Annotated in this window: 23 protein-coding genes; 10 read left to right on the top strand and 13 right to left on the bottom strand. The window is 70.9% G+C overall.

The annotated features are described in order from the left end of the window. Window positions 1–54: 54 nt before the first annotated feature. Entirely contained in the window at window positions 55–1455 is a 1401-nt protein-coding gene (locus tag OG439_RS30500) for a hypothetical protein (RefSeq protein WP_326944208.1), read from the top strand. 1 nt (window position 1456) lies between these two features. Here OG439_RS30500 and OG439_RS30495 read toward each other — a convergent pair whose 3' ends face one another. The 4 genes from OG439_RS30495 to OG439_RS30480 all read right to left on the bottom strand — a co-directional run bounded on the left by OG439_RS30495 (window position 1457) and on the right by OG439_RS30480 (window position 6132). Further along, a complete protein-coding gene (locus OG439_RS30495) occupies window positions 1457–3562 on the bottom strand; it encodes an MMPL family transporter (RefSeq protein ID WP_326944207.1) in 2106 nt (701 codons plus the stop codon). Between the two features lie 113 nt (window positions 3563–3675). After that, complete coding sequence (locus OG439_RS30490) at window positions 3676–4344, bottom strand: response regulator transcription factor (RefSeq protein ID WP_326944206.1); 669 nt, start codon at window positions 4342–4344, stop codon at window positions 3676–3678. Window positions 4345–4351: 7 nt separating this feature from the next. Beyond that, on the bottom strand, window positions 4352–5410 hold the full coding sequence (locus tag OG439_RS30485; RefSeq protein WP_326944205.1) for a sensor histidine kinase: 1059 nt from the start codon (window positions 5408–5410) through the stop codon (window positions 4352–4354). A 20-nt stretch (window positions 5411–5430) separates the two neighbouring features. Next, window positions 5431–6132 (bottom strand): MBL fold metallo-hydrolase, encoded by a 702-nt coding sequence (locus tag OG439_RS30480; protein WP_326944204.1) that lies wholly within the window; start codon window positions 6130–6132, stop codon window positions 5431–5433. A gap of 141 nt (window positions 6133–6273) precedes the next feature. On the opposite strand from OG439_RS30480, the gene OG439_RS30475 reads away from it, so the two are divergent. Continuing rightward, entirely contained in the window at window positions 6274–6774 is a 501-nt protein-coding gene (locus tag OG439_RS30475) for a DUF3761 domain-containing protein (RefSeq protein ID WP_247057301.1), read from the top strand. Window positions 6775–6843: 69 nt separating this feature from the next. Next, entirely contained in the window at window positions 6844–8283 is a 1440-nt protein-coding gene (locus tag OG439_RS30470) for an MFS transporter (RefSeq protein WP_442788322.1), read from the top strand. Between the two features lie 43 nt (window positions 8284–8326). Here OG439_RS30470 and OG439_RS30465 read toward each other — a convergent pair whose 3' ends face one another. Genes OG439_RS30465 through OG439_RS30450 form a run of 4 tightly spaced genes read right to left on the bottom strand, consistent with a single transcriptional unit; the run spans window position 8327 to window position 12962 of the window. Further along, the gene (locus tag OG439_RS30465; protein WP_326944202.1) at window positions 8327–9133 is read right to left on the bottom strand and encodes an SAM-dependent methyltransferase; all 807 of its coding nucleotides are present in this window, start codon (window positions 9131–9133) and stop codon (window positions 8327–8329) included. A gap of 47 nt (window positions 9134–9180) precedes the next feature. Continuing rightward, entirely contained in the window at window positions 9181–9978 is a 798-nt protein-coding gene (locus OG439_RS30460) for an SAM-dependent methyltransferase (RefSeq protein ID WP_326944201.1), read from the bottom strand. A gap of 42 nt (window positions 9979–10020) precedes the next feature. Then, window positions 10021–11580: an acetolactate synthase large subunit gene (locus OG439_RS30455; RefSeq protein WP_326944200.1), complete on the bottom strand. Its 1560-nt coding sequence runs from the start codon at window positions 11578–11580 to the stop codon at window positions 10021–10023. After that, window positions 11577–12962, bottom strand: coding sequence for an FAD-binding oxidoreductase (locus OG439_RS30450; RefSeq protein WP_326944199.1), 1386 nt, complete (start codon window positions 12960–12962; stop codon window positions 11577–11579). The genes OG439_RS30455 and OG439_RS30450 overlap by 4 nt, the downstream gene beginning before the upstream one ends. Window positions 12963–13121: 159 nt before the next feature. Here OG439_RS30450 and OG439_RS30445 point away from each other — a divergent pair, with 159 nt between their 5' ends. Beyond that, window positions 13122–13943 carry an aldo/keto reductase gene (locus tag OG439_RS30445; RefSeq protein ID WP_326944198.1) on the top strand — a complete coding sequence of 274 codons (822 nt, stop codon included), beginning with the start codon at window positions 13122–13124 and terminating at the stop codon, window positions 13941–13943. A gap of 537 nt (window positions 13944–14480) precedes the next feature. On the opposite strand, the gene OG439_RS30440 is transcribed toward OG439_RS30445, so the two are convergent. Both OG439_RS30440 and OG439_RS30435 read right to left on the bottom strand, forming a co-directional pair. After that, entirely contained in the window at window positions 14481–14978 is a 498-nt protein-coding gene (locus OG439_RS30440; protein ID WP_247057290.1) for a DUF3830 family protein, read from the bottom strand. A 2-nt stretch (window positions 14979–14980) separates the two neighbouring features. Further along, entirely contained in the window at window positions 14981–16237 is a 1257-nt protein-coding gene (locus OG439_RS30435) for an aspartate aminotransferase family protein (RefSeq protein ID WP_326944197.1), read from the bottom strand. A gap of 93 nt (window positions 16238–16330) precedes the next feature. On the opposite strand from OG439_RS30435, the gene OG439_RS30430 reads away from it, so the two are divergent. From OG439_RS30430 to OG439_RS30420, 3 genes are read left to right on the top strand one after another with little or no spacing between them, the layout of a single operon-like run. Beyond that, entirely contained in the window at window positions 16331–17794 is a 1464-nt protein-coding gene (locus OG439_RS30430; RefSeq protein WP_326944196.1) for an NAD-dependent succinate-semialdehyde dehydrogenase, read from the top strand. Then, complete coding sequence (locus OG439_RS30425) at window positions 17791–18849, top strand: tartrate dehydrogenase (RefSeq protein ID WP_326944195.1); 1059 nt, start codon at window positions 17791–17793, stop codon at window positions 18847–18849. The genes OG439_RS30430 and OG439_RS30425 overlap by 4 nt, the downstream gene beginning before the upstream one ends. Window positions 18850–18909: 60 nt before the next feature. Then, window positions 18910–19374 carry a DUF4262 domain-containing protein gene (locus tag OG439_RS30420; RefSeq protein ID WP_326944194.1) on the top strand — a complete coding sequence of 155 codons (465 nt, stop codon included), beginning with the start codon at window positions 18910–18912 and terminating at the stop codon, window positions 19372–19374. Window positions 19375–19627: 253 nt separating this feature from the next. Here OG439_RS30420 and OG439_RS30415 read toward each other — a convergent pair whose 3' ends face one another. From OG439_RS30415 to OG439_RS30405, 3 genes are read right to left on the bottom strand one after another with little or no spacing between them, the layout of a single operon-like run. Further along, a complete protein-coding gene (locus tag OG439_RS30415) occupies window positions 19628–20338 on the bottom strand; it encodes a GntR family transcriptional regulator (protein ID WP_326944193.1) in 711 nt (236 codons plus the stop codon). Between the two features lies 1 nt (window position 20339). After that, a complete protein-coding gene (locus tag OG439_RS30410) occupies window positions 20340–21086 on the bottom strand; it encodes a maleate cis-trans isomerase family protein (RefSeq protein ID WP_326944192.1) in 747 nt (248 codons plus the stop codon). Window positions 21087–21145: 59 nt separating this feature from the next. After that, window positions 21146–21886 carry a maleate cis-trans isomerase family protein gene (locus tag OG439_RS30405; protein WP_326944191.1) on the bottom strand — a complete coding sequence of 247 codons (741 nt, stop codon included), beginning with the start codon at window positions 21884–21886 and terminating at the stop codon, window positions 21146–21148. Window positions 21887–21990: 104 nt separating this feature from the next. Here OG439_RS30405 and OG439_RS30400 point away from each other — a divergent pair, with 104 nt between their 5' ends. Genes OG439_RS30400 through OG439_RS30390 form a run of 3 tightly spaced genes read left to right on the top strand, consistent with a single transcriptional unit; the run spans window position 21991 to window position 24682 of the window. Continuing rightward, window positions 21991–22989 carry a D-2-hydroxyacid dehydrogenase gene (locus OG439_RS30400; RefSeq protein WP_326944190.1) on the top strand — a complete coding sequence of 333 codons (999 nt, stop codon included), beginning with the start codon at window positions 21991–21993 and terminating at the stop codon, window positions 22987–22989. Next, on the top strand, window positions 22986–24368 hold the full coding sequence (locus tag OG439_RS30395) for an amidase (RefSeq protein ID WP_326944189.1): 1383 nt from the start codon (window positions 22986–22988) through the stop codon (window positions 24366–24368). The genes OG439_RS30400 and OG439_RS30395 overlap by 4 nt, the downstream gene beginning before the upstream one ends. Before the next feature lie 56 nt (window positions 24369–24424). After that, window positions 24425–24682 (top strand): hypothetical protein, encoded by a 258-nt coding sequence (locus OG439_RS30390; protein ID WP_326944188.1) that lies wholly within the window; start codon window positions 24425–24427, stop codon window positions 24680–24682. Window positions 24683–24703: the final 21 nt, after the last annotated feature.

Genomic DNA, 24703 nt, shown 5'->3' with positions numbered 1-24703 from the left:
CGTGTCGTGGCCGGTCTCCTCGCCGTGAAAACGGGTCTGTACCGGGCTTTGAAGGTGGCGTTCCGCGAATCCGGCGTGCGCTGGCGCAAACTGCGGTGCGAGGGGACCGGCGACGGCTTCTTCCTCCTCGCGCCCGCGTCGGTGCCCAAGTCGGTTTTCGTGGAGCGCGTTCCGCACGTCCTGGCGGAGCGGATCCGGCGGTACAACGCCGGTCAGCGGGAGCAGGCGCGGATGCGGATCCGGGCGGCGCTGCACGCCGGCGAGGTCGTCCACGACGCCCGCGGGGCGACCTCGCCGGCGATCACCAAGGCGTTCCGCCTGCTCGACGCGGCCGAGCTGAAGGCGGCGCTGGCCGGTTCCGAAGGTGAACTCGCGCTCATCACGTCCGATTGGTTCTACGCCGAAGTCGTCCGGCACAGCACGGAAGCCGAGACCTACCGGCCGTGCCGGGTGCAGGTGAAGGAGACCTCGGAAGCCGCATGGTTCGCGCTGCCGCGGGCGTCGTACCCGCCGAGGCCGGCGCGGACTCCGGTGTGGCTGTGGGGCTCGGTGGCCGGCGCGGCCTCGGCGCTCGTCGTCGCCGGTGCGGTGTTCTCTCCCGCGCGTCCGGCGGCCGCGCCCGGCGAGTCGATCGTGGGCGCGCCGCGCACCGCGGACCCCTGCGCGGTGACCTTTCCCGACGCCCTCGGCGGCTACGGCGTGGTCGAGCAATCGGACGACTTCGGGAACTTCAACCGCTGCGACGCTCTCGTGTACCCGTCCGGGGACCGCGCGGACTACGTCGACGTCAGCGTCGAAATCGCCACCGGGACGCGAGAACCCATGCCGGTCCAGTGGGATGGCGGGTTCGGCGTCCAGCGGCCGCCCGCCGAACCGGGCCACTGCACCAGGATCCTGCTGTTGCCGGACGCCGGGACTCAGGTGGTTGTCGGTGCGGACGGTGACCCCGCGGCGAAGCACGACTTCTGCGGGATGGCCGAGGCGGTCGCCGCCCGCGCCCGGACGTCCTTGGGGCGCGGCCAGATCCCGCGGCGTCAGCTCCCCGCGGGCTCCTTGGCGAGCAAGGACGCCTGCGCGTTGCTGGACACCGCGGCGACGACCGAGGCACTCGGGGCCGGCCCGGTGGAGCGGATTCCCGGGTTCGCGAACTGGGCGTGCGACTGGAGCTACCCCGACCGGCCCGGGCTGGTGAAGGTCCTGTTCGACCGGACCGCCGCCGAGATCCGGCAACCGGGGACGCCGGTGCAGCTGGGCCGCTACTCCGCCCGCGTGCAGGCGCGGGAGCGCGGCGACACCAGCTGCACCGTGACCATCGTCTACCGCACCTACGTCGACACCAAGCACCAGCAGACGAACGAGCTGGCGGTCGTCGACGTCGATAAGAGCGACGCGCGACCGGAAGACCTGTGCGCCCCCGCCCGGAGCTTGGCCGCCAAGGTGGCGACGCGGCTCTGAGTCACGGTTCCAGCGCGACGTGCGGGAGCCGCCGGTCCAGCCCGCGCGGCAGCCACCAGGCCCGCGCGCCGAGCAAGCGCATGATCGCCGGGACGAGCAGGCAGCGGATCAGCAGCGCGTCCAGCAGCACCGCCACCGCCAGGCCGAGCCCGAACTGCGCCAGCATCCGGGACGGGTCGAGCAGGAACGCGCCGAACACCAGCACCATGATCGCGCCGGCGGCGGTGATCACGCCGCCGGTCGCGGCGAGCCCTTCGCGCACCGCGAGGCACGCGTCGCCGGTGCGCCGCCACTCCTCGTGCATCCGCGACACCAGGAACACCTCGTAGTCCATCGACAGCCCGAAGACGATCGCGAAGATCATCACCGGCACGAACGCCTCGATCGGGCCGGACTGCGCGCCGAACCAGCCGTCGCCGAACACCAGCGTCATCACGCCGAGCGAGGCGCCGATGCTCAGCAGGTTCAGCAGCGCCGCCTTCAGCGGGATCAGGATCGAGCGGAACACGACCATCAGCAGCAACGCCGAGAGCCCGACGACGACCAGCACGAACAGCGGCAGCCGGTCGGCGACGGCGTCGGCGAAGTCCGTCGCGGCCGCGACCGAACCGCCGACCAGGTAGTGCCCCGGCAGGGACGGCAGGACCTCGGTCCGCAGGCGCGTCACCAGTTCGGCGGTCGCTTCGTCCTGGGGAGACGTCGTCGGGAACGCGAGCACGGTCAGGCCCGTCGGCGGCAGCGCGCGGGCGATCCCCGGGGTCGACGCGAGCCGTTGCTGCAGCGCGACGGGATCGCCGTCTTCGGTGACGACGGCGAGCGGTCCGCTGAAGCCCGGCCCGAACCCTTCGGCCATCAGGTCGTACGCCTCGCGCGTCGTCGATCCGGCGGGGTCCGTGCCCGAGTCGGCGAAGCCGAGCCGCATGCCCGCGGCCGGGATGGCCAGTCCGATGAGCACGATCAGGCCGATCGCCAGCGGGGCCAGCGGACGACGCTGGACGCCGTCGGCGAGCCGCCGCCAGGCGTTGCCGTGCTCGCGCGGTGCCGTCCGGAGCTTCGTCCCAGGCCCGGACCCCTTCGAGCGTTTCGCGGCGTGCTTGCGGATGCCGCGTTCGAGCCGCTTGCCGAACAGCGACAGCAGCGCGGGCAGCAGCGTCACCGACGCGAGCATCGTCATGAGGACGGTGAGCGCGACGGCCAGCGCGACGCCCCGCAGCCCGCCGAGTCCGAGAGCGAGCAGGCCGAGCAACGCGATGATCACCGTCGTCCCGGCGAACAGCACCGACCGCCCGGCGGTGTCGAGCGCGCGACGCGCCGCCGTGTCGCGGTCGTGGCCGGCGAGGATCTCGCCGCGGTAGCGGGAGAAGATGAGCAGCGAGTAGTCGACGCCCACCCCGAACCCGACCAGCATCATCAGCGGCGACGTGTAGCTCGCGATGCCGACGTAGTGCGAGACGAGCGTGATCGCGCCGAGCGTGCTGCCGACCGCGAACACCGCGGTGATGACCGGCAGTCCCGCCGCGAGCAGCGAGCGGAACAGGAACACGAGCACGACCAGCGCGGCGAGCAGGCCGACGCCCTCCGCCGGGCCGCCGCCTTCGGAGACCCGCTTGATCGGGTCGCCGGCGAGCGCCACCTGGACGCCGTCGGCCGCCTTCGCGGTGTCGACGACCTTGACGATGTCGTCGTAGGGGAGGTCGGCCGACGCGGCGTCGAACGCGACGGTCGCGTAGCCGATCCGGCCGTCCCGCGAGAGGGTCGCCGGGCTGTCGAACGGGCCGGTCACCGACCGCACGTGCGGCTGCAATCGGACATTTGCCAGAGCGTTATCGACCGCTGCACGCCTGGCGGCGAGGCCGCTGTCGGACTCGAAGACGATCTGCGCGTCCGCCCCGGACTGCGTGGTCGTCTTCAGGAGGTCGACGACCTGCTGCGACTCGGTGCCCGGCAGTGAGTTGTCGTCGTGGAAGGCGCTCCCGGTGAGCCGGGAGGTGAACGTGACGGCCAGCAGGACCAGGGCCCAGAGTGCGACGGCGAGCCACCGGTGGCGTTGCGCCCAGCCGGCCAGGCGCGCCAGCCGGCCGCCGGTGGTGCGGGTGATGGTGTCCATGGTGGACAAGAATCGCGAGTGCGGACCTGCTCCGCGTCGCGCTCCGGAGGGCACTTCGCGTGCACCCAGCGGTGTCCCTTAAGGCCTTTCCCGTACTCCCGCGGGAGTACGGCTCAGGGGGTGAGCCAGCGCGGCGTCACCGCGCCGGACTCGTAGGCGAGGACGACGAGCTGGGCGCGGTCGTGCGCGCCGGTCTTGGTCATGATGCGGCTGACGTGCGTTTTCGCCGTCGCCGGGCTGAGCGTGAGTTCGCGCGCGATGTCGTCGTTCGACATGCCCGCGGCGACCAGGGAGAGCACTTCGCGTTCGCGGTCGGTGAGTCGGTCGAGCGCCGGTGACGGCGTCGGCCGGGTGACGCGCGCGGCGAACTCGGAGATCAGCCGCCGCGTGACGGACGGCGCGAGCAGCGCGTCCCCGCGGGCGACCACGCGCACCGCGTGGATCAGTTCGGCGGGCTCGGTGTCCTTGACGAGGAACCCGCTCGCTCCCGCGCGAAGGGCGCCGTAGACGTCTTCGTCGAGGTCGAACGTGGTGAGGATGACGACCTTGGTGCCGGTCATCCCCGGGTCGGCCAGCAGGTGCCGGGTGGCGGCCAGGCCGTCGAGCACCGGCATCCGGATGTCCATCAGCACGACGTCCGGGCGGTGGTCGTGCGCGGCCTGCAGGGCTTCGCGCCCGTCGGCGGCTTCGGCGACGACGTCGATGTCGTCCTCGCCGTCCAAAATGGACCGGAAGCCGGCGCGGACGAGCCGCTGGTCGTCGACGAGCAGGACCCGGATCATCGGCCCATCATCGCACCGGAAGCCGGGCACGCACGCGGTAGCCGCCACCTTCACGGGGCGCGGCGGTCACTTCGCCGCCGAGCGCCCGCGCGCGCTCGGTCATGCCGCGGATGCCGTTGCCCGCCGGGGCGGTGCCGCCGCGCCCGTCGTCGTCGACCTGCACGGACAGCTCGGTTTCGCCGTAACCCAGCCGGACGACGACGGTCTTCGCGGCGGCGTGCTTCGCGACGTTCGTCAGCGCTTCCTGGACGACGCGGAACGCGGCGTGCTCGACGTCCGGCGGCAGGTCCCGGGCGACGCCGTCGATCTCGGTGCGCACGGTCAGCCCGGACGCGCCGGCCGATTCGGTCAGCTCCGCGACGCGGGAGAGTGCGAACCCGTTGTTCTGGCGCAGCATGCCGAGGGTCGCGCGCAGCTCCTGCAACGCCGTCTTGCTCGCGTCCTTGATCGCCGCGAGCGCTTCTTCCGCCTGCTCCGGATCACGGCGGTGCAGCGCGGCGCCGGCCTGGACGTTGATCAGCGCGAGGTGGTGACCCAGCGCGTCGTGCAGCTCGCGCGCGATGCGGAGGCGCTCGTCGGTCCGTGCCTCGGCCGCGCGAGTGCGCTCGGCCGCGGCGCGGAAGTGCGCGACCGCGCCGCCCGCGACCAGCGCGACGAACCAGCCCGTCATCAGGAAGAACGCGAAGTTGTCGACGTGCCGCCCGGACCGCGAGCTGATCTCGCCGACCACGACGCCGGCCATCGCCGCGACGACCAGCAGCGCGGCGCCGCGGATCCGCCCGGCCGCGGCGGCCGTGTAGAGCGTGTACGCGAAGGCCAGCAGCACCAGCCCGTCGGGATCGGTGAGCGGGTAGTAGAGCGCGCAGCAGACCAGCGCGAACCCGGCGACACCCAGTGGGTACCGGCGGCGCAGGAACAGCGCGGCGCAGCAGGCGATGGTCAGCAACCAGCCGAGCACGACGTGGTTCCCGGGCTCCGCGGTGTCGCTGAGAACGGCGAACAGCGAGCCCGCGAGCACGGCGACGGTGACCGCGAGTTCGGCGGCGTACCGCCGTAACCAGGACATCCGGCGAGTCTAGGACGGATTCAGGTCAGCCCGTCGAGAGCGGCGCGCAAGCGTTTGCCGGCGTGCTCGGTGAACGGATCCATGTGGCCGAAGCACGCGATGTCGACGTCCAGCGCGGCCAGCCTGCGGAACGACTCCAGCAGGCGCGGGCGATCCGTGTTGAACACGCCGGGGATGGCGACGCCGTCCATCTGCGAGACCGAGTCGCCGGTGAACAGGACGCCGTGCGCCGGGAGGTGGATCGCGATGCTGCCGTCGGTGTGCCCGGGGATCGCGAGGATCTTCGCGCCGCCGCCGAAGCCGAGTTCGTCGCCGTCGGCCAGTTCGCGGTCGACGGCGCAGGGCGGCCCGGTGAGCCCCTTGGTCTCGGCGCCGGTCTGCTCGTACAGCGGACGCTCCCAGTCGAGCAGCACCGGCGGGGTGGCGGGCCGCTCGCCGCGCACCACCGGCGCGTCCGCCCCGTGCGCGAGCACTTCGATCCCACCCGCGGCGCGGAGATCGGCGGCCGCGCCGGTGTGGTCGGAGTGGTAGTGGGTCAGCACGATCCGGCGCAGCTCACCGGGATCGCGGCCCGCGGAACGGATCGCGGCGGTGATACCGGGCGCCCAGCCGGCGAGGCCGGTGTCGATCAGCGTCAGACCGTCGTCGTCCTGCCAGAGGTAGGCCTGGACGAACGCGTCCCGGATCAGGTGCAGCCGCGGGGTGATCTCGACGAGCTCCATGCCGCGAGATTAGGGGTGAGCGCGGGCGCGCGGGGCGGGATTTGCTCACAGCGTAATGGACTTCGCGTGCGATTTTCGCTGTAACAAACGGTTTCCGGCCACCGACTAGGCGGCATTGATTCGCTTGGCTGAGGAGTGGCAGTGGGTAAGAAGCTCGGGTTGGTCCTGGCGGCGGGACTGCTGGTCGCGGGCTGCGGCGCGGGTCCGCAGCAGTACAAGGACACCGGCAACGTCGGGGTGATCGCGCCGACGACATCGAGCTATTCGACGCCGACGTATTCCGTTCCGGTCACGACCGAAGCGCCGGCCACCTCCGCATTGCCGACGACGTCCGAAGTGCCGGTCGCCACGACGGTTCCGGCCGCGCCGAACACCGTCGCACCCAAGGCCGTCGCGCCGAAAGCCGTCGCGCCGAAGACGACCGCGGCGAAGGCCCAGGCGCCGAAGACCACGGCCAAGCCCGCGCCGCAACCGGCCGCGTGCGGTGCCGACTACTACCGGAACGTCGACGGCAACTGCGTGCACCGGCCCGGCAGCAGCCCCGCAGGCGCGACCGCTCTCTGCAAGGACGGCACCTACAGCTACAGCCAGAACCACTCCGGGACCTGCTCGGGGCACGGTGGAGTGCGCACCTGGCTGTGAGATGTGCGGCATCGAGCACGAATGGATCGGAATCCCCCAGCACGTAGGTACAGTGCATGAAGTTGCATGATGCGTACTAACTACACATCTGGGGGTGTGGTGTCCCGTCCCGAAGGGTCCGGCCGCGCGATCGTCGTCGTCCTCGCTTCGTGCGGGCTGGTGGCGTCGTTCATGCAGACCCTGGTCGTGCCGCTGATCCCGGTGTTCCCGAAGCTGCTGCACGCGTCGGCCGCCGACGCGTCGTGGGTGGTCACGGTGACGCTGCTCGCCGCGGCGGTGATCACGCCGGTCAGCGGCCGGCTCGGGGACCTCTACGGCAAGCGGCGGATGATCCTCATCAGCCTCGCCGTGCTCATCGCCGGTTCCGTCGTGTCCGCGACGACCAGCGCGCTCGCGTTCCAGATCCTCGGCCGCGGGCTCCAGGGCTGCGCGATGGGCGTGATCCCGCTCGGCATCAGCATCATGCGCGACGAGCTCCCGCCCGAACGCGTCGGCGGCGCGATCTCCCTGATGAGCGCGACGCTCGGGGTGGGCGGCGCGATCGGGCTGCCGGTCGCGGCGCTCGTCGCCGAGAACGCCGACTGGCACGTGCTGTTCTGGACGGCCGCCGGGCTCGGCCTGGCCTGCGCGCTGCTGATCCTCACGGTGGTGCCGGAGTCGTCGCTGCGCACGCCCGCGCCGTTCGACTACTTCGGCGCGTTCGGCTTGGCCGCAGGCCTGCTCTGCCTGCTGTTGCCCGTGGTGAAGGGCGGCACGTGGGGCTGGACCAGCGCGCCGACACTCGGCCTGGCCGCGCTGGCCGTCGTCATCCTGGTCGGCTGGGGCGCCTACCAGCTGCGCCGTCGCGACCCGCTGGTCGACCTGCGCGTCTCGTCCCGCCGGCCGGTGCTGTTCACGAACCTGGCGTCGATCATGGTCGGCTTCGCGTTGTACGCCATGGCGTTGTCGTTCCCGCAGCTGCTGCAGGCCCCGTCGTCGACCGGCTACGGGCTCGGTCAGACCATGGTCGAGTCCGGGCTCACACTCGCGCCGAACGGCCTGGTGATGATGCTGCTCTCGCCGGTGTCGGCGCGGCTCATCACCCGGTTCGGCCCGCGGCCGACGCTGATGAGCGGCGCGCTGGTGATCGCCGTCGGCTACGCGTTCGCGATCGTGCTGATGGACAACGCGCTCGAGCTCATCACGGCCTCGGTGATCATCGGCGCCGGCGTGGGGATCGCCTACGCGGCGATGCCGGCGCTGATCATGGGCTCGGTGCCGGTCACCGAAACGGCGTCCGCGAACGGCCTGAACGCCCTGATGCGTTCGGTCGGCACGGCGGTCTCGAGCGCGGTGATGGCCGCGATGCTGGCCCAGCTGACGATCAGCGTCGGCGGCCTGGCGGTGCCGTCGCTGGGCGGCTTCCGCGCGACGTTCGCGGTGGCGGCGTGCGCCGCACTGGCGGGCGTCGCGCTCGCCGCTTTGGTACCGAAGACGAAGGTGGCGCCCGTCCTGGTCGGCGTCGCGTAACCGCGGGTCCGGGTGGCGAAACCCGGACGCGCGGCGCACGCCGTCAGTTCTTGCGCGCCACCAGCGCCAGCCCGCCGCACTCCGTCGGGTCTTCCGGCATGTCGTCGGCGGCGTCCGGGCGCCACTGCGGGATGAACACGACGCCGGGGTCGACGATCTCGAAGCCGTCGACCAGGGCACGCAGCTCGTCGGCCGAGCGCGGGATCACCGGGTTGGAGCTCTTCTTGTACATCGCCACCGCGCGCGCGGTCTCGTCGCTCTGCCGCTCGTGCGTGGCCGACGACAGCGCCAGGTAGCTGCCGGGCGCGAGCGCGTCGCGGTAGGCCGCCAGCAGCCGCGCGGGTTCGCGCTCGTCCGGGATGAAGTGCACGAACAGCGCCATCACCACCATCACCGGCTGGTCCAGGTCCAGCATCATCTCGGTGGTGTCGTGCTCGAGGACGTCGTCCGGGAACTCGGCGTCGGCGTACACCATCGCCGCGTTCTCGTTGTACTCCAGCACGATCTCGCTGTGCGCGACCGCGACCGGCTCGTTGTCCACGTAGACGACCCGGGACGTCGGGTCGGCGGCCTGCGCCACCTCGTGCACGTGCCCCACGGTCGGCATGCCCGAACCGATGTCCAGGAACTGCCGGATGCCCTGGTCCATCCCGAACCGGATCGCGCGGCGCAGCCACTGCCGGTTGAGCTGCGCGCGCTCCCGCGCGTTCGGCTGCGCCGTCAGCACCTGCTCGGCGAACATCCGGTCGACGGCGTAGTTCAGCTCGCCGCCGAGGATGTAGTCGTACACACGCGCGGCGTTCGGCTTGTCGAGGTCGATGCCGCGCCTAGCGAGTTCGTCTTCGGTCATCCGCCGCTCCCGGGCTCAGGTGTGACGCGAGAATAGCCCGGCCCGCGTCAGGCCTTGCGCGCCACCAGCGACAGACCGCCGGACAGCGCGGGCGGGTCTTCGAGCGGCCCGTCCGGGCGCCACTCCGGCGTGAACACGACACCCGGCGGCAGGATTTCGAACCCGTTCACCAGCGCGCGCATCTCGTCGGGGGAGCGCAGGGTCAGCGGCGTGCCGCTCTTCTCGTACAGCGCGACCGAGCGCTGCGACTCCTCGCCCTGGCCTTCCCACGTGCCCGACGACAACGCCAGGTAGCTGCCCGACGGGAACGCGTCGAAGTACTGCGCGATCAGGCCGGCCGGATCGCGGGAGTCGGGGATGAAGTGCACGAACGCGGCCATGATGATCATCACCGGCTGGTCGAAGTCCAGCATCGACTCGGTCGTCGGGTGCTCCAGCACGTCGTCCACGTACTCGGCGTCGGCCTGCACCATGGCCGCGTTGTCGTTGCCCTCCAGCACGATCTCGCTGTGCGCGACGGCGATCGGCTCGTTGTCGACGTACACGACCTGTGACTCCGGGTCGATCCCCTGGACGACCTCGTGCACGTGCCCGACCGTCGGCATGCCCGAGCCGATGTCGAGGAACTGCCGGATGCCCTGTTCCGCGCCGAACCGCACGGCCCGGCGCAGCCACGCCCGGTTGACCACCGCCATGTGCCGCGCGTTCGGCAGCACGCCCAGGACCTGGTCGGCGAACATCCGGTCGACGGCGTAGTTGAGCTTGCCGCCGATCATGTAGTCGTACACGCGTGCCGCGTTCGGGCGCTCGAGGTCGATGCCACGCTGCGCGTGCTGGTCGGTCATCGCCGCTCCTCGCCGTCGGTTCGACGGCGAGGATAGCCCGGTTCAGAGCAACGGCGGCACCGCGGCGTCGATAAGGTGCGGCCCGGGTTCGGCGAACGCGCGCTGCAGTTGCTCGGCGAGCTCCTCGGCGGTCGTCGCGCGGGTCGCGGGCACGCCCATGCCCTCCGCGATCTTCACGAAGTCCATGTCCGGCCGCGAAAGGTCGAGCAGCTCGTTCGCCTTCGGGCCGCCCTGCGCTCCGACGCGCTGCAGCTCCAGCCGCAGGATCGCGTACGCGCGGTTGTTGAGCAGCACCGTCGTCACGTTCAGGTTTTCGCGCGCCTGCGTCCACAGCGCGGAGATCGTGTAGAGCGCGCTGCCGTCGGACTGCAGGTTGAGCACGGGACGGTCCGGCGCCGCCACGGCCGCGCCGGTCGCCACCGGCATGCCGTAGCCGATCGCGCCGCCGGTCAGCGTCAGGACGTCGTGGCGCGGCGCGCCCGCCGTCGCCGTCGGCAGCATCAGGCCGGACGTGTTCGCCTCGTCGGCGATGATCGCGTTCTCCGGCAGCAGCGCGCCGATGACGTCGACCCAGTTCTGCGGGGTCAGCGGGCCGCTCGGCAGGGCGGGCCGGGACGCCTGCTGCAGCACCGGCTCGGTGTCCGCGGCGACGAGGTCGGCGACCTCGGTCAGCGCGCGCGTGACGTCCTGTCCGAGCGACGCAAGCGTGTGCACCTGGGCACCTTCCGGCACCAGGTCGCTCGGCTTGCCCGGGTAGGCGAAGAACGACACCGGCGCCTTCGTGCCGGCGACGACGATGTGCTTGATCCCGTCGAGCTGGTAGGTGACCTGCTCGGCGAGGTACCCGAGCCGCTCGATCGTCGGCAGTCCCTCGCCGCGCTCGAGCCGGGAGGGGAACGTCTCGACGAACGCCTTCGCGCCGGTCGCGGCCGCGATCCGGCTGGCCGCGCGGAGTCCTTCTTCGTGGCACGCGGCGCCGCCGATCAGCAGCGCGACCGGTTCGCCGGTGCCGAACACCGCGGCGACGTCCTTGACCGTGGTCGCGTCGACCGCCTGCGGCACGCGCGGGGGGATCGGCGCGCACGTCTCGCCGCCTTCGCCCCACGAAGCGTCTGCGGGGAGGATCAGCGTGGCGACGCGGCCGGGCGCGTCCTGCGCCGCGGCGACCGCGGCGGCGGCGTCCGCTCCGACGTCCTTGGTGTGCTCCGAGCGGCGCACCCAGCCTTCGAGCGAGCTCGCGATGGACTCGATGTCCGATTCCAGCGGCGCGTCGTACTGCTTGTGGTAGGTCGCGTGGTCGCCGACGACGTTGACGATCGGCGTGTTCGCGCGGCGCGCGTTGTGCAGGTTCGCCAGGCCGTTGCCGAGGCCCGGGCCGAGGTGCAGCAGCGTCGCGGCGGGCTTGCCGGCGATGCGCGCGTAACCGTCGGCGGCACCGGTGACGACGCCCTCGAACAGCGCGAGCACGCCCCGCATCTCCGGGACGGTGTCGAGCGCGGCGACGAAGTGCATCTCCGACGTGCCGGGGTTCGCGAAGCACACTTCGACGTCGGCGTCGACCAGGGTGCGGATCAGGGACTGGGCGCCGTTCAGCTCGCTCATGCGGTTCCTTCGGTGAAGAGAACGCCGGGGTTGAGGATCCCGGCGGGGTCGAAGCTCTGCTTGATCCGGCGCATCAACGCGATCTTCGCCGGGTCTTCGAGTTCCTGGTAGTAGCTCGCCTTGGTGCGGCCGAGGCCGTGCTCGCCGGAGATCGCGCCGCCCAGCTCCATGGCGTGCGCGAAGATGTCGGTGAGCAGCTGCTTCCGCTTGTCGGTGTCTTTGCAGAAGATCCCGAGGTGCACGTTGCCGTCGCCGGCGTGCCCGCAGCCGATCGCGCCGCCGCCCGCGGCCATCGCGAGCTCCCGCGCCTTCTTGATGAACTCCGGCATCGCGGTGCGCGGCACGACGACGTCGATGACGTCGTCGGCGCCGGCCGCCTTCGCGGTCCAGAAGGCCTTCTCGCGCGCTTCGATGAGCTTGCGCGCGGCGCCGCCGTCGAGGACGTAGACGTCGGTCGCGCCGAGTTCGCCGAGTAGCTCGCCGACGGTCTCGACGTCCTGCTCCAGCCGCTGCGCCTCGCGGTTCTCCAGCGCGACGACGAGGTACGCCTCGGTCGTCTCGCGGATCTTGTCCGGTACGCCGAGCTCGAGCTTCTCGTTGTAGACGATCGCCGCCATCGTCAGGTTGTCGATGTATTCGAGGATGTGCGGCGCGAGCCCGCTGGAGAGGATCTCCGGCACGGCGGCCATGACCTGGTCGAAGTTGCCGAACGGCGCGAGCACGGTGGCGCCGTGCGTCAGCCGCGGGTGCAGCTTGACGATGACCTCGGTGGCCAGCGCGAGAGTGCCCTCGGAGCCGATGATCAGCTGGGTGAGGTCGTAGCCGGTCGACACCTTCGACGTCTTGCCGCCGGTGCGGAGGATCTCGCCGGTCGGCAGCACGGCCTGCAGGCCGAGGACGTTGTTGCGGGTGACGCCGTACTTCACCGCGCGCATCCCGCCGGCGTTGGTGCCGACGTTCCCGCCGACGCTCGCGCTCAGCTCGCCGGGGTAGACGGTGTAGCTGAGCCCGGCTTCGGCCGTCTTGACGTCGAGTTCGGCGAGCGTGACGCCGGGCTGCACGACGGCGACGTGGTTGCCGGTGTCGATCTCGAGCACGGAGTTCATCCGCTCGAAGGAGATGACGAGGCCGTCTTCGCGCGGTCGCGCGGCGCCGGACAGCCCGCTGCCGGAGCCCCGCGCCGTCACCGGGATGCTGTGTTCTGTAGCCGCCTTCAGCAGCTCCGCGACTTCTTCGGCCGTTGCCGGCTTCGCGACGTACGCGGGCTTCTGCGGCTCCGCCGTCAGAGCTTCGTCGTGCGCGTAGTCCTCGGAGATCGCCTCGCCCGTGAGCAGGTTCTTGTCCCCGACGATCTCGGCCAGCTGTGCCGCCACGTCGCCCATCGAGAGTCTCTCCTCCGCGCCGTTGCTGTGGTTACCGCAGCGTAGTACGTACCGCCAGTACGCCGCTATGAAGATGTTTCACATTTGGCGGAGCGGGCTGAGAATTTAGCTCAGCCTAAATCTCTGGTGGGTGACGGACGGCGGGGCGAGGCTTCCGGCATGACATCGACGTACACCCTCGACGACGGCTTTTCCGTGCGGCGCCTGGGTTTCGGCGCCATGAGGCTGACCGAGTGGGACCACGTGCCGGCCGGGGCCGCGGCGGTCGCGCGCCGGGCCGCCGAGCTCGGCGTGACGTTCTTCGACACCGCCGACGCCTATGACCTGGGGCGGAACGAGGAGCTGCTCGCCGAGGCGCTCCACCCGTACCCGGAGCTGCTCGTGGCGACGAAGTGCGGGCACGCGCGCCCGAGCCGCGGCGAGTGGGTCCCGCTCGGCCGGCCCGAGTACCTCCGGCAACAGGCGGAGCTCTCGCTGCGACGCCTGCGCGTCGACCGCTTGGACCTGCTGCAGCTGCACCGGCTCGACCCGCAGGTGCCGCTCGCGGACCAGGTCGGCGCGCTCGCGCGGCTGCGGGAGGAGGGCAAGGTCGCGCGGGTGGGGCTGTCCGAGGTGAGCGTCGCGCAGCTTGAAGAAGCCCGGGCCGTCACGCCCATCGCGAGCGTGCAGAACCGCTACAACCTGACCGACCGGGCGTCCGACGACGTCCTCGATCACTGTGAGAGCGAGGGGATCGCGTTCATCCCGTGGCTGCCGATCGCGAACGGTGGGCACGCGACGGCCGGCGGGGTGCTCGGTAAGGTCGCGGCCGATCTCGGCGCGACACCCGCTCAGGTGTCCCTCGCCTGGCTGCTGCACCGGTCCCCGGTCGTCATCCCGATTCCCGGGACGTCGTCACTCGAACACCTCGAAGAGAATTGCGGTGCGTCGGAAATCGAGCTTTCCGACGACGATTTCGCGCGGCTGTCCGCGATCGCGTGAAACGGCCCGGCCGCGGTTTCCCGCGACCGGGCCGTTCGGTCGCCTAGGTCAGACCAGCCAGCCGAGGACGTGCGCCAGGTGCGCGAGAACGCCCGTGAGGATGTCGTGGGCGTGGTGCGCGTGCTGGGCGAACATCTGCATGGAAAGGCTCCTTAATGAATGATTCCTGATTCCCTGGAGTTGCTCTCGCGAGGAGCTGAATCAGGTTTTCACCGTGCTGGCGACCTGTCAAAGAGCCGAATTCCGGGAATCCCGCCGTCGCGGAATCTTCCCATGCTAAACACGTAATCCCTTCGTGTTTGCCGCCGGGGTGCCCTGGTCGGCGGTCAACCACTCTGGGTAGCAACTGGACCGATCATCACTGTCGGTGATGCCGGGCTTGATCCGGCAACCTGGGCTGTCGCGTAGCTCGATCTGGTGATCACCGGCCACGAAAGGTGAAACTCCGACGATCACCCTTTCGAGTGGCGGAAGGCGCGAAAAAGGGAACGCCGGGTGCGGTATTCGCACCCGGCGTCCCCTTGGCGGGTAAGGGTTTCAGGCTCGCGCGAACGAGAGCGTCTCGCCCTCGACACCCCGTAGCCACAGGTCCTGCGCGGCGGCTGCCATCTCGGCCAGGCCCTCCTCGATCGTGGCGAACACGTTGCCCGGCACCCAGCCTGCGTCGCCGTTGATCAGCAGGTTGTTCCGCCCGTAGAAGATCGCGAGGTCGGTCGCGCCCTGGTCGCTGTGGGCCTCGCTGCCGTCGTCGTAGCCGTACGCGGGGTTGCCGATCTCCCACGCTTCGAACCCGAAGTACAGGACGTCCCCGGGGATCGGCGTGATCGTCGGGTTCTCCCGCCCCGGCTTGGGCTCCGCGAACGGCGGCACGAGCGTGTAGACCTCGTTGCGCGCGTACTTCGCGTGGTAGGCGGACCCGCTCTGCGGCAACGCGTCCCACACCGCCTTGCAGGTGCGCGGCGCCTCGTCGTCCAGCAGCCTGGCCCGGCAGGCGATCCCGCGTTTGTCGAGGGTGATGGTGACGTACCGGGCCATCCTCAGCTCCCCGCGACGGACGCGACGACCTCGCCCCAGATGCGCAGCGCGTCGTCGACCTGCTCGGCGGTGACCACCAGTGGCGGCACCATTCGGACCACGTTCATGTACGGCCCGCAGGTGAGCAGCAGCAGGTTGTTCTTGGCCGCGGCCTGCTGCGCGGCTGCCGCGGTCGCCGGGTCCGGCTCGCCGTCGGCGGTCGTGAACTCCGAGCCGACCAGCAGTCCGAGCCCGCGTACCTCGCCGATCGTCGGCGTCTTGTCCGCGACGAGCCGCGCGCCGTCGAGCAGCTGCCGCCCGCGCGTCGCGGCGTTCTCCACCAGGTTCTCCTGCTGGATCACCTCGAGCGTCGCGATCGCGGCAGCGCACGAAACGGCGTTGCCGCCGTACGTCCCGCCCTGCGAGCCCGGGAGCGCCTTCGCCATCAGCTCCTGCGAAGCGGCGATGCCGGAGAGCGGGAAGCCGCTGGCCAGACCCTTCGCGATGAGCACGATGTCGGGGGAGACGTCGAAGTGGTCGTGCCCCCAGAACTTCCCGGTGCGGCCGAAGCCGGTCTGGATCTCGTCGACGACCAGCAGGATCCCGTGCCGGTCGGCGCGCTCGCGCAGCCCGGCCATGAACTCGGTGTTCGCCGGGACGTAACCGCCCTCGCCGAGCACCGGCTCGACGAAGATCGCGGCGGTCTCGTTGGGCGCGCTGACCGTCTGGAACAGGAAGTCCAGCTCACGCAGCGCGAACTTCGTCGCGGTCTGCTCGTCCCAGCCGTAGTGGAAGGCGTAGGGGAACGGCGCGACGTGCACGCCCGCCATCAGCGGGCCGATGCCGGCGCTGAACCGCGTCCCGGACGTCGTCATCGACGCCGCCGCGACGGTCCGGCCGTGGAAGCCGCCCTGCATGACGATCACGTTCGGGCGCTTCGTCGCCTGCCGCGAAAGCCGCAGAGCGGCTTCGACGGCTTCGCTGCCGGAGTTCGCGTAGAAGAGCGAGTCGAGGCCGCTCGGCAGGACGTCGCCGAGGCGCTTGGTCAGTTCGAGCAGCGGCTGGTGCATCACCGTCGTGTACTGCCCGTGGACGAGCTTGCCGATCTGCTCCTGCGCTGCTCGTACGACGTGCGGGTGGCAGTGCCCGGTGCTCGTGACGCCGATCCCGGCGGTGAAGTCGAGGTGCCGGTTGCCGTCGACGTCGTAGAGGTAAACCCCTTCACCGTGGTCGACCACGACGGGCGTTGCCTGCTTGAGCAGCGGAGATAGCTGGGCCATGGCAGCGTGCTCCTTGGTCGGTCTGAGTGGGTTGTCGATTGTTGACAATATCCATAGCATGGCCCTCGGGACAACACGTGAGGAGCAGTCGGGATGAGCGTGAGCACCGAGTCCGGCGTCGTCGACGCGGTCGGCAAGGAACTGTTCATCGGCGGCAAGTGGGTCGCCGCCGAGGCCGGGAAGTCCTTCCCGGTCGTGGATCCGGCGACCGGCCGGGAGCTGTGCCAGGTCGCCGACGCCTCCCCGGCGGACGGCGTCGCCGCCCTGGACGCCGCCGTCGCCGCGCAGGCGGACTTCGCGAAGATGGCGCCTCGCGAACGCGGCGAGATCCTGCGCCGGGCGTACGAGCTGCTGATGGCGCGCCAGGACGAGCTCGCCCTGCTCATGACGCTCGAGATGGGCAAACCGCTGGCGGAGTCGAAGGGCGAGATCGCCTACGCCGCCGAGTTCTTCCGCTGGTTCGCCGAGGAGGCCGTCCGGATCGAAGGCGGCTACGCGACCGCGCCCAACGGCTCCGGCCGCTTCCTCATCACCAAGCAGCCGGTCGGCCCGACGCTGCTGATCACGCCGTGGAACTTCCCGATGGCGATGGGCACCCGCAAGATCGGCCCGGCGATCGCCGCGGGCTGCACGTCGGTGATCAAGCCCGCCGCGCAGACGCCGCTGTCGATGCTCGCGCTGGCCGGTATCCTCGCCGAGGCCGGGCTGCCCGCCGGCGTCCTCAACGTCGTCACGACCAGCGACTCCGGCGGCGTGATGGAGCCGCTGATCCGCGACGGCCGAGCCCGCAAGCTCTCCTTCACCGGCTCCACCGGGGTCGGCCGCAAGCTGCTCGAACAGTGCGCCGACAAGGTGCTGCGGACGTCGATGGAGCTGGGCGGCAACGCGCCGTTCCTGGTCTTCGAGGACGCCGACATGGACGCGGCCATCGAAGGCGCGATGCTCGCGAAGATGCGCAACATCGGCGAGGCGTGCACCGCGGCGAACCGGTTCTACGTGCAGCGCGGCGTCGTCGAGGAGTTCTCGCGACGGCTGACCGAGCGCATGCAGGCCCTGCCGATGGGCCGCGGCACAGAGAAGGACGTCGTCGTCGGCCCGCTGATCGACGAAGCCGCCGTCACGAAGGTGACCGAGCTGGTCAAGGACGCCACCGACCGCGGCGCGAAGGTGCTCACCGGCGGCGCCGGCGTGGACGGTCCGGGCCACTTCTACCAGGCGACCGTGCTCACCGACGTCCCGCAGGAAGCGCGTCTGACGTACGAAGAGATCTTTGGGCCGGTCGCGCCCATCTCCGCGTTCGACACCGAGGAAGAAGTGGTGGCGAAGGCGAACGACACCGAGTTCGGGCTCGTCTCCTACGTCTACACCAGCGATCTCAAGCGGGCGCTGCGCGTCTCCGAGGCGCTAGAAGCCGGGATGATCGGGCTCAACCAGGGCATCGTGTCGAACCCGGCGGCGCCGTTCGGCGGGATCAAGGCGTCCGGGCTCGGCCGAGAGGGCGGCTCGTTCGGCATCGAAGAGTTCCTGGAGACCAAGTACATCGCGGTGGCCCTGTGAACTCCTACCGCATCGCGAGCATCCCCGGCGACGGCATCGGCGTGGACGTCACCATCGAGGCCCGCAAAGTCCTCGACGCCGCCTCTACGAAGTTCGGCTTCTCCCTGGAGTGGACCGAGTTCGACTGGAGCTGCGAGCGCTACGCCCAGCTCGGGTCGATGATGCCGGACGACGGCGTCGCGCAGCTCTCGGCGTTCGACGGGATCCTGCTCGGCGCGGTCGGCTTCCCCGGCGTCCCGGACCACGTTTCCCTGTGGGGCCTGCTGATCCCGCTGCGGCGCGCGTTCTCCCAGTACGTCAACCTGCGCCCGGTGCGGCTGCTGCCGGGTACGACGTCGGTGCTGGCCGGGCGGAAGGCCGAGGAGCTGGAGCTGGTGATCGTCCGGGAGAACTCCGAAGGGGAGTACTCCGCGATCGGCGGCCGGCACAACGCGGGCCGGCCGGACGAGTTCGTGCTGCAGGAGTCGGTGTTCACCCGCGTCGGCGTCGAACGGATCATCCGGTACGCCTTCGAACTCGCGCGGACGCGGTCTTCGCGCGTCTGCTCGGCGACGAAGTCCAACGGGCTCATCCACTCGATGCCGTTCTGGGACGAGATCTTCGCCGAGGTCGCGGCCGAGTACCCGGACGTCCGCAGTGAACAGATGCACGTGGATGCCTTGGCCGCGCGCATGGTCCAGGCGCCGGACCGGCTCGACGTCATCGTGGGGTCGAACCTCTTCGGCGACATCCTGAGCGACCTCGCGGCCGCGATCACGGGCGGCCTCGGCATGGCACCGTCCGGCAACATCAACCCATCGGGTGAATCCCCGTCGATGTTCGAAGCGGTCCACGGGAGCGCTCCGGACATCGCCGGACAAGGCATCGCCAACCCCGTGGCGCAGATCCTGGCGGCCGCGATGCTGGTCGAACACCTGGGCGAAACCGTTGCCGCGCAAGCAATCCGCGCCGCGGTGGACCGGGTGCTCGACGAGGGCCGGGTGCGCACGCCGGACCTCGGCGGCAGCGATACCACAGAACGGCTCGGCACGGCAGTGGCCGAAGCACTGGGCTGAGTTTTTGTCGGTGCCCTCCGGCACGGTGGTCCCCAGTCCACCGAGGGGGAGGAGACACCGATGTGTCAGCAGTGCGAAGACCCGGACAGATCCGGGTACCTGGAGCGGCTTCGCGATGGCGTGGCCGACCGGGGCTGGCTCGTGCAGGGCGTGGAAAGCGCCGGGCCGTACCCGCCGTGGGCCTACACGATCGGGCTCAGCGGATACGGCCTGCCCGAGCTGGTCGCCACCGGGCTTCCGTTGCGGGCAGCGGCAAACCTGCTCAACGACATGGCGAGCCATGCGCTGCACGCGGCGCCGCCCGAGCCCGGTGAACGCATCCCGTTGCGCGGCGGCCCGCTGATCGAGGTCGTCCCGCTCGCCGAGCCGTCGGCGCACCTGGTGTTCGCGGTCGCGTTGTACGGGCCGGAAATCCGGGCGCTGCAACTGGTCCACGCGGACGACCGGGGCCGCTGGCCCTGGTCGCCCGACTTCCGCGACGGCCACGGCGGCCAGCCGGTCCTGGGGGTCCGCCATGTCCGCTGACTGCGAGTGCGCGTTGCCGGTCGGCTGCTTCCCGGTCCCCGTGCGGTCCGTCCAGGTACGCCTGCCGCCCGTCCGGGTACGCGAGCCGACTCCTCTGATACCCGTGTCGACGTTGCGATCACGCGTGCCGACGCTCCGATCACGCGTGTCGTCCCTGCGATCACGCGTGTCGGCTCTCCGATCACGGGCGTCCTCGTTGCGAGCACGGGGAAGCCGCGTGATCGGGCCGGCGGCACGGGTGCTCGGCCGAGCGTCAGGGCACCGGTGGGGCGTGTCCCTCCACGAGGCTGGTGCCCGGTGCGAGGCGCTGCACCGCGTCCTCCATGTGCGCGTCCAGGAGGGCGAGCGCCATCTCCTCGTCGCCCTCGCGGAGGGCCTGGATGAGCTTCGTGTGCTCGTCCACGCGCTCTTCGACCCGCTGGTAGGTGCCCTGGAGCGCGGTCAGGCACATCCGGGTCTCGATGAGCAGGGTCCGGGCCATGCGGACGAGCCGCTTGCTGCCGGATGCGTTGATCAGGGCCTCGTGGAACCTCAGGTCCGCCGTCGAAAGCGCGCTCGGGTCGTCGTCGCTCGCGGCGGCCGCCATCTCGACGACGGTCCGCTCGAGCACCTGCGCGATCCGGTCGCGTTCGCCGCCGCGGATGGCGCGCAGCATCGCGGCGCGTTCGATCGCGGAGCGGGCGGCGTAGATGTCGTAGACGTCGCCGGGCTCGAGGTCGATCACGAACAGGCCGCGGTGCCGTTCACTGCGCAACAGCCCTTCGGACACGAGATGCTGCATGGCTTCCCGGAGCGGCCCCCGTGACACCTGGAACCGGGCGGCCAGGTCGGTCTCGCCGAGCTGGGTGCCCGGCGGCAGGGTGCCGGTCATGATCGCGTCACGCAGCTGGCGCGCGATGACGGCGGCCGTCGACTCGCGGCTGACCGGCTCGATCGCGGGGAGCATGCCCGGTGGGAGCGCCATGTCAGGCGCTCCGGTCCGGCACATGCCGGAAGAGTGCGCCGAGGGAGCGGACGAGGCGATGCCGCCCGGTCAGGCGCAGGCCCTCCCAGACGGTGACCTGGTTGGCGGTCAGCACGGGCTTCTTCAGTGCGGCTTCGAGGGTGTTGATCTCCTGGAGGGTTCGCATCGCGGTGTCCGGCACCAGCACCGCGTCGGCGTCCGGGTGGTCGTGGCGCACGGCGAGCTCGACGACGGCCTCCGGAGGCAGCGCGCCGACCTCGGCCGCGGTGACGATGTCGGCGGCGGCCATCGAGACGACCTCGATGCCGCCGGCCTCGAGGAAGCCCGCGAACAGCCGGGCGATGTCGTCCGGGTAGCTGGCGGCGACGGCGACCCGCTTGACGCCGAGGGCGCGCGCGGCGTGCACGAACGCGAAGGAGGTACTGGAAGCGGGCACGCCGGCGACGGCTCTCAGCCGGTCGATCTGGTCCTGGGCGCCGTCCCAGCCGTAGACGAAGCTGCCACTGGTGCAGGCCCAGATGACGGCGTCGGGCTCGTGCTTCTTGAGCAGGGCGGCACCGTCGGCGAGGCGGGTCTCGCTGCCGAGGTCCAGCAACTCGGCGACCGCGTGCTTGTCGGTGCCGTAGATGTGCTCGACCGCGAGCCGGATGCCGCCTTCGGCAGCGGCCGTCCCGCCGAGCAGCTGCTCGGCGAGCGGGTAGTCGTCTTCGGCCGCGTGGTCGGGGTAGATGAAGCCGATGGTGGTCACGGAACCTCCGGAGAGACGCAAATTGTCGACAATCCTAGAGGGATGGTCAAGGAAACCCTTCACGACACGTCACGAAGCCACTTCCCGGGGCCGACGATGGGCAGGTTCATGCGGCGCAGGCACGCCGACATGGTCAGCTGGTTGGCCGTGAGCACCGGTTTGCCGAGCGCGGACTCGAGCGGCTCGATCAGGTCGTAGGTGGGGAGATTGGTGCAGCTGACGAAGATCGCTTCGGCGTCGCCGTGATCGGCGGCGAGGATGTGTTCGGCGATGGTCCGGTAGCTGACCTTCCAGATCCCGCCACCCAGCCCGAGGTGGTCGCTGGCGACGGTCTCGACGTTCAGCTCGCCGAGGAAGTCGTGCAGCGCCCGGGTCAGGTCGGCATCGTACGGCGTGAGCACCGAGACGCGGTGCAGGTCGAGCTGGTGCAGCACTTCGGCCAGCGCGCCCGAGGTGGTGACGGCGTCCGGCGCGCCGGCGTCGCAGATCGCCTTGGTCAGCGAGCGCTCGTAGTCGACGCCGTTGACGAAGCTGCCCGACGTGCAGAGGTAGGCGACGACCTCGGGCTCGACGTGCAGCACGTCGCGGGTGGCGCTGGCCAGGTGGTGGCTGTCGCTGACGAGGCGCGCCATCTCCATGCTCACCGGTACGGGCTCGTACGGCGTGCGGGCGAGGTGCAGCGACACCTCCATCGGCACCCAGCGCCAGAGCTCGCGCTCGAGGGCGAGGTCGAAGGGCGCGATCACCCCGATGCCGCGCTGCGCCAGCGGGCCTTCGAACGCCAGGAAGTCGAAATCCAAGGCTCAGCCTCCGGAATACGTCTGAACTTGATGACACGTCCGGTGCTCCGGGGGTCGTTCCTCGGATTGTTGACAATCATACGAGCCGCTTTTACCGTGTCAACGTGATCGCCTCGGAAACCCGGGAAACTCCCGTCTTGGCCGTGCTCTGCGGCGAGCACCGCCCACCGGACATGCGTGCAGTCGAATCCGGGGCGGTCGTGCGTTACACGGACGCGGCGGGATTGCCCGAAGCGCTGTCCGGAGCGGACGCGCTGTTCGTCTACGACTTCCTCTCGACGGCCGTGCCGGGCGCCTGGTACGCGGCCGACCGGCTGCGCTGGCTGCACATCGCCAGCGCCGGCGTCGATCCGGTGCTGTTCCCGGGGCTCGTCGAGAGCGACGTCGTCCTGACCAACTCGCGGGGCGTCTTCGACGACGCCATCGCGGAGTACGTCCTGGGCGTCGTGCTCGCCTTCGCCAAGGACTTCGCGCGCTCGCACGACCTGCAGCGCGAGGGCCGCTGGCTGCACCGCGAGAGCGAGCGGATCGCCGGGCGCACGGCGGTGGTCGTCGGTACCGGGCCGATCGGGCGGGCCATCGCGCGGCTGCTGCGCGCGGCCGGGATGCGGGTGAGCGGCGCGGGGCGCCGGGCCCGTACCGGCGATCCCGACTTCGGCGTCGTGCACGACTCCGCGCAGCTCGCCGAGTACCTGCCCGAGGCCGACTACGTCGTCGCGGTCGCGCCGTTGACCGAGAACACCAAGGGAATGTTCGACGCGCGCGCGTTCGCCGCGATGAAGCCGTCGGCGCGGTTCGTGAACGTCGGGCGGGGCGAGCTGGTGGTCACGTCCGACCTGGTCGCGGCGCTGACGGATCGTGCCATCGCCGGAGCTGCGCTCGACGTGTTCGACACCGAGCCGCTGCCGCCCGAGAGTCCACTGTGGAACATGCCGGACGTGCTGCTCTCGCCGCACATGTCCGGGGACTTCATCGGTTGGCGGAACACGCTGGTCGAGGTGTTCGCCGAGAACTTCCGCCGCTGGCGCGCCGGGGAGCCGCTGCGCAACGTCGTCGACAAGACGCTCGGGTACGTGCCGTCGGGGAACCAGGGAGCCGGATGAACGACAGGATGCTGACCGCCAGCGAGCTCGTCGCCGCCTACTCGAGCGGTGAGCTCTCACCGGTCGAGGCGACGCAGAACGCGCTGCAGGCCATCGAGGCCCGGGACGGTGAGTGCAACGCCTACACCCTCGTCGACGCCGACGGGGCGCTGGAACAGGCCAAGGCGTCCGAGATCCGCTGGCGCGACGGCAATCCGATCGGCCTGCTCGACGGCGTGCCGTCCTCGATCAAGGACATGTTCCTGACGCAGGGCTGGCCGACCGTCCGGGGCTCGAAGAGCATCGATCCGGACCAGCCGTGGGACGTCGACAGCCCGGTCGCGGCGCGGATGCGCGAGGCCGGCCTTGTCCTGCTGGGCAAGACGACCACGCCGGAGATCGCCTGGAAGGGCGTCACCGACAGCCCGCTGCAGGGCATCACGCGCAACCCGGCCGACCCGACGAAGACCTCGGGCGGCTCCAGCGGTGGTAGCGCCGCGGCGGTCGCCGCCGGGATGGGTGAGCTGTCCGTCGGCACGGACGGCGGTGGCTCGGTGCGGATCCCGGCGTCGTTCTGCGGGATCGTCGGGCTGAAGCCGACCCACGGCCGGATCGCGCTGTACCCGGCGAGCCCGTTCGGGCCGCTGTCGCACGCCGGCCCGATGGCTCGGTCGGTCGACGACACCGCGCTGCTGATGGACGTGCTGTCGATCCCCGACCACCGCGACCCGGCCGCGCTGGCGCCGCCGGTGACGTCGTTCCGCGAGGCGGTCCGGCGGGACGTGCGCGGCCTGATCGCCGCGTTCTCGCCGACGCTCGGCTACGTCGACGTCGACCCGGAGGTGGCCGCGATCGTCGCGGCGGCCGTGCGCGCGCTCGGCGACGCCGGGCTGCACGTCGAAGAGACCGACCCCGGGTTCGCCGACCCGAAGCCGGCGTTCGACGTGCTGTGGTCCTCCGGCGCGGCGAAGCTGCTCGACAGCTTCCCGCCGGGGTCCGAGGACCGCACCGATCCCGGCCTGCGCAAGGTCTGGGAGCTCGGCAAGACGTGGTCGGCGAGCGACTACCTCGACGCGACCGCCGAGCGCGCCGCGCTGGGCATCCTGATGGGCGAGTTCCACACGCGCTACGACGTGCTGATCACGCCGACCGTCCCGATCCCGGCGTTCGAGGCGGGCCACAACGTGCCGCCGGGCAGCGGGCTGAGCGAGTGGCCGGAGTGGACGCCGTTCACGTACCCGTTCAACATGACCCAGCAGCCCGCGATCAGCGTGCCGGCTGGGAAGACGTCGGCGGGCTTGCCGGTCGGGCTGCAGATCGTCGGGCCGCGGCACTCGGACGACCTCGTGCTGGCCGTCGCGAAGCTGCTGGAGGAAGTGCGGCCGTGGGCGCCCGCCTGACCACGTAAGGGTGAAACCCCGGCCACGGCTGGGAAAGCTGTGCCACTGTCGGCCGGGTGAACGCTCAAGGCTGGCGGTACGAACGAGCTATTCCGACCGTCGACGTCACCGGGGAACCGACGCGGGTGGTCGTCGGGCTGATCGAGCAGGGCGACCGGCTGGCCGCGGGCTTGAGAGTCGGCGACGGCCCGGCCGCGCTGGTCCCACTCGAGACGGGCGGCGAGCTGCTCAAGGCGCTCCGCGAGACGCTCGAGAGCTGGTGGCGCCTGGACGGTCACCGCGACCTGACCCCGGAGCCCCGCGCGGGCCGGTAGCGCGAGCAATGGCCTTCGCGA

The sequence above is a fragment of the Amycolatopsis sp. NBC_01307 genome (genome assembly GCF_035975215.1).
GTDB lineage: Bacteria > Actinomycetota > Actinomycetes > Mycobacteriales > Pseudonocardiaceae > Amycolatopsis.
The sequence above is the reverse complement of the archived record's forward strand: the minus strand, read 5'-3'. Positions and strand labels throughout refer to the sequence as shown.

Coding starts and splice junctions, on each gene's coding strand:
- OG439_RS30495 (WP_326944207.1), bottom strand. CDS start 3,562: ATGGACACCATCACCCGCACCACCGGCGGCCGGCTGGCGCGCCTGGCC.
- OG439_RS30490 (WP_326944206.1), bottom strand. CDS start 4,344: ATGATCCGGGTCCTGCTCGTCGACGACCAGCGGCTCGTCCGCGCCGGC.
- OG439_RS30485 (WP_326944205.1), bottom strand. CDS start 5,410: ATGTCCTGGTTACGGCGGTACGCCGCCGAACTCGCGGTCACCGTCGCC.
- OG439_RS30480 (WP_326944204.1), bottom strand. CDS start 6,132: ATGGAGCTCGTCGAGATCACCCCGCGGCTGCACCTGATCCGGGACGCG.
- OG439_RS30470 (WP_442788322.1), top strand. CDS start 6,844: ATGCGTACTAACTACACATCTGGGGGTGTGGTGTCCCGTCCCGAAGGG.
- OG439_RS30465 (WP_326944202.1), bottom strand. CDS start 9,133: ATGACCGAAGACGAACTCGCTAGGCGCGGCATCGACCTCGACAAGCCG.
- OG439_RS30460 (WP_326944201.1), bottom strand. CDS start 9,978: ATGACCGACCAGCACGCGCAGCGTGGCATCGACCTCGAGCGCCCGAAC.
- OG439_RS30455 (WP_326944200.1), bottom strand. CDS start 11,580: ATGAGCGAGCTGAACGGCGCCCAGTCCCTGATCCGCACCCTGGTCGAC.
- OG439_RS30450 (WP_326944199.1), bottom strand. CDS start 12,962: ATGGGCGACGTGGCGGCACAGCTGGCCGAGATCGTCGGGGACAAGAAC.
- OG439_RS30445 (WP_326944198.1), top strand. CDS start 13,122: ATGACATCGACGTACACCCTCGACGACGGCTTTTCCGTGCGGCGCCTG.
- OG439_RS30440 (WP_247057290.1), bottom strand. CDS start 14,978: ATGGCCCGGTACGTCACCATCACCCTCGACAAACGCGGGATCGCCTGC.
- OG439_RS30435 (WP_326944197.1), bottom strand. CDS start 16,237: ATGGCCCAGCTATCTCCGCTGCTCAAGCAGGCAACGCCCGTCGTGGTC.
- OG439_RS30430 (WP_326944196.1), top strand. CDS start 16,331: ATGAGCGTGAGCACCGAGTCCGGCGTCGTCGACGCGGTCGGCAAGGAA.
- OG439_RS30420 (WP_326944194.1), top strand. CDS start 18,910: ATGTGTCAGCAGTGCGAAGACCCGGACAGATCCGGGTACCTGGAGCGG.
- OG439_RS30415 (WP_326944193.1), bottom strand. CDS start 20,338: ATGGCGCTCCCACCGGGCATGCTCCCCGCGATCGAGCCGGTCAGCCGC.
- OG439_RS30395 (WP_326944189.1), top strand. CDS start 22,986: ATGAACGACAGGATGCTGACCGCCAGCGAGCTCGTCGCCGCCTACTCG.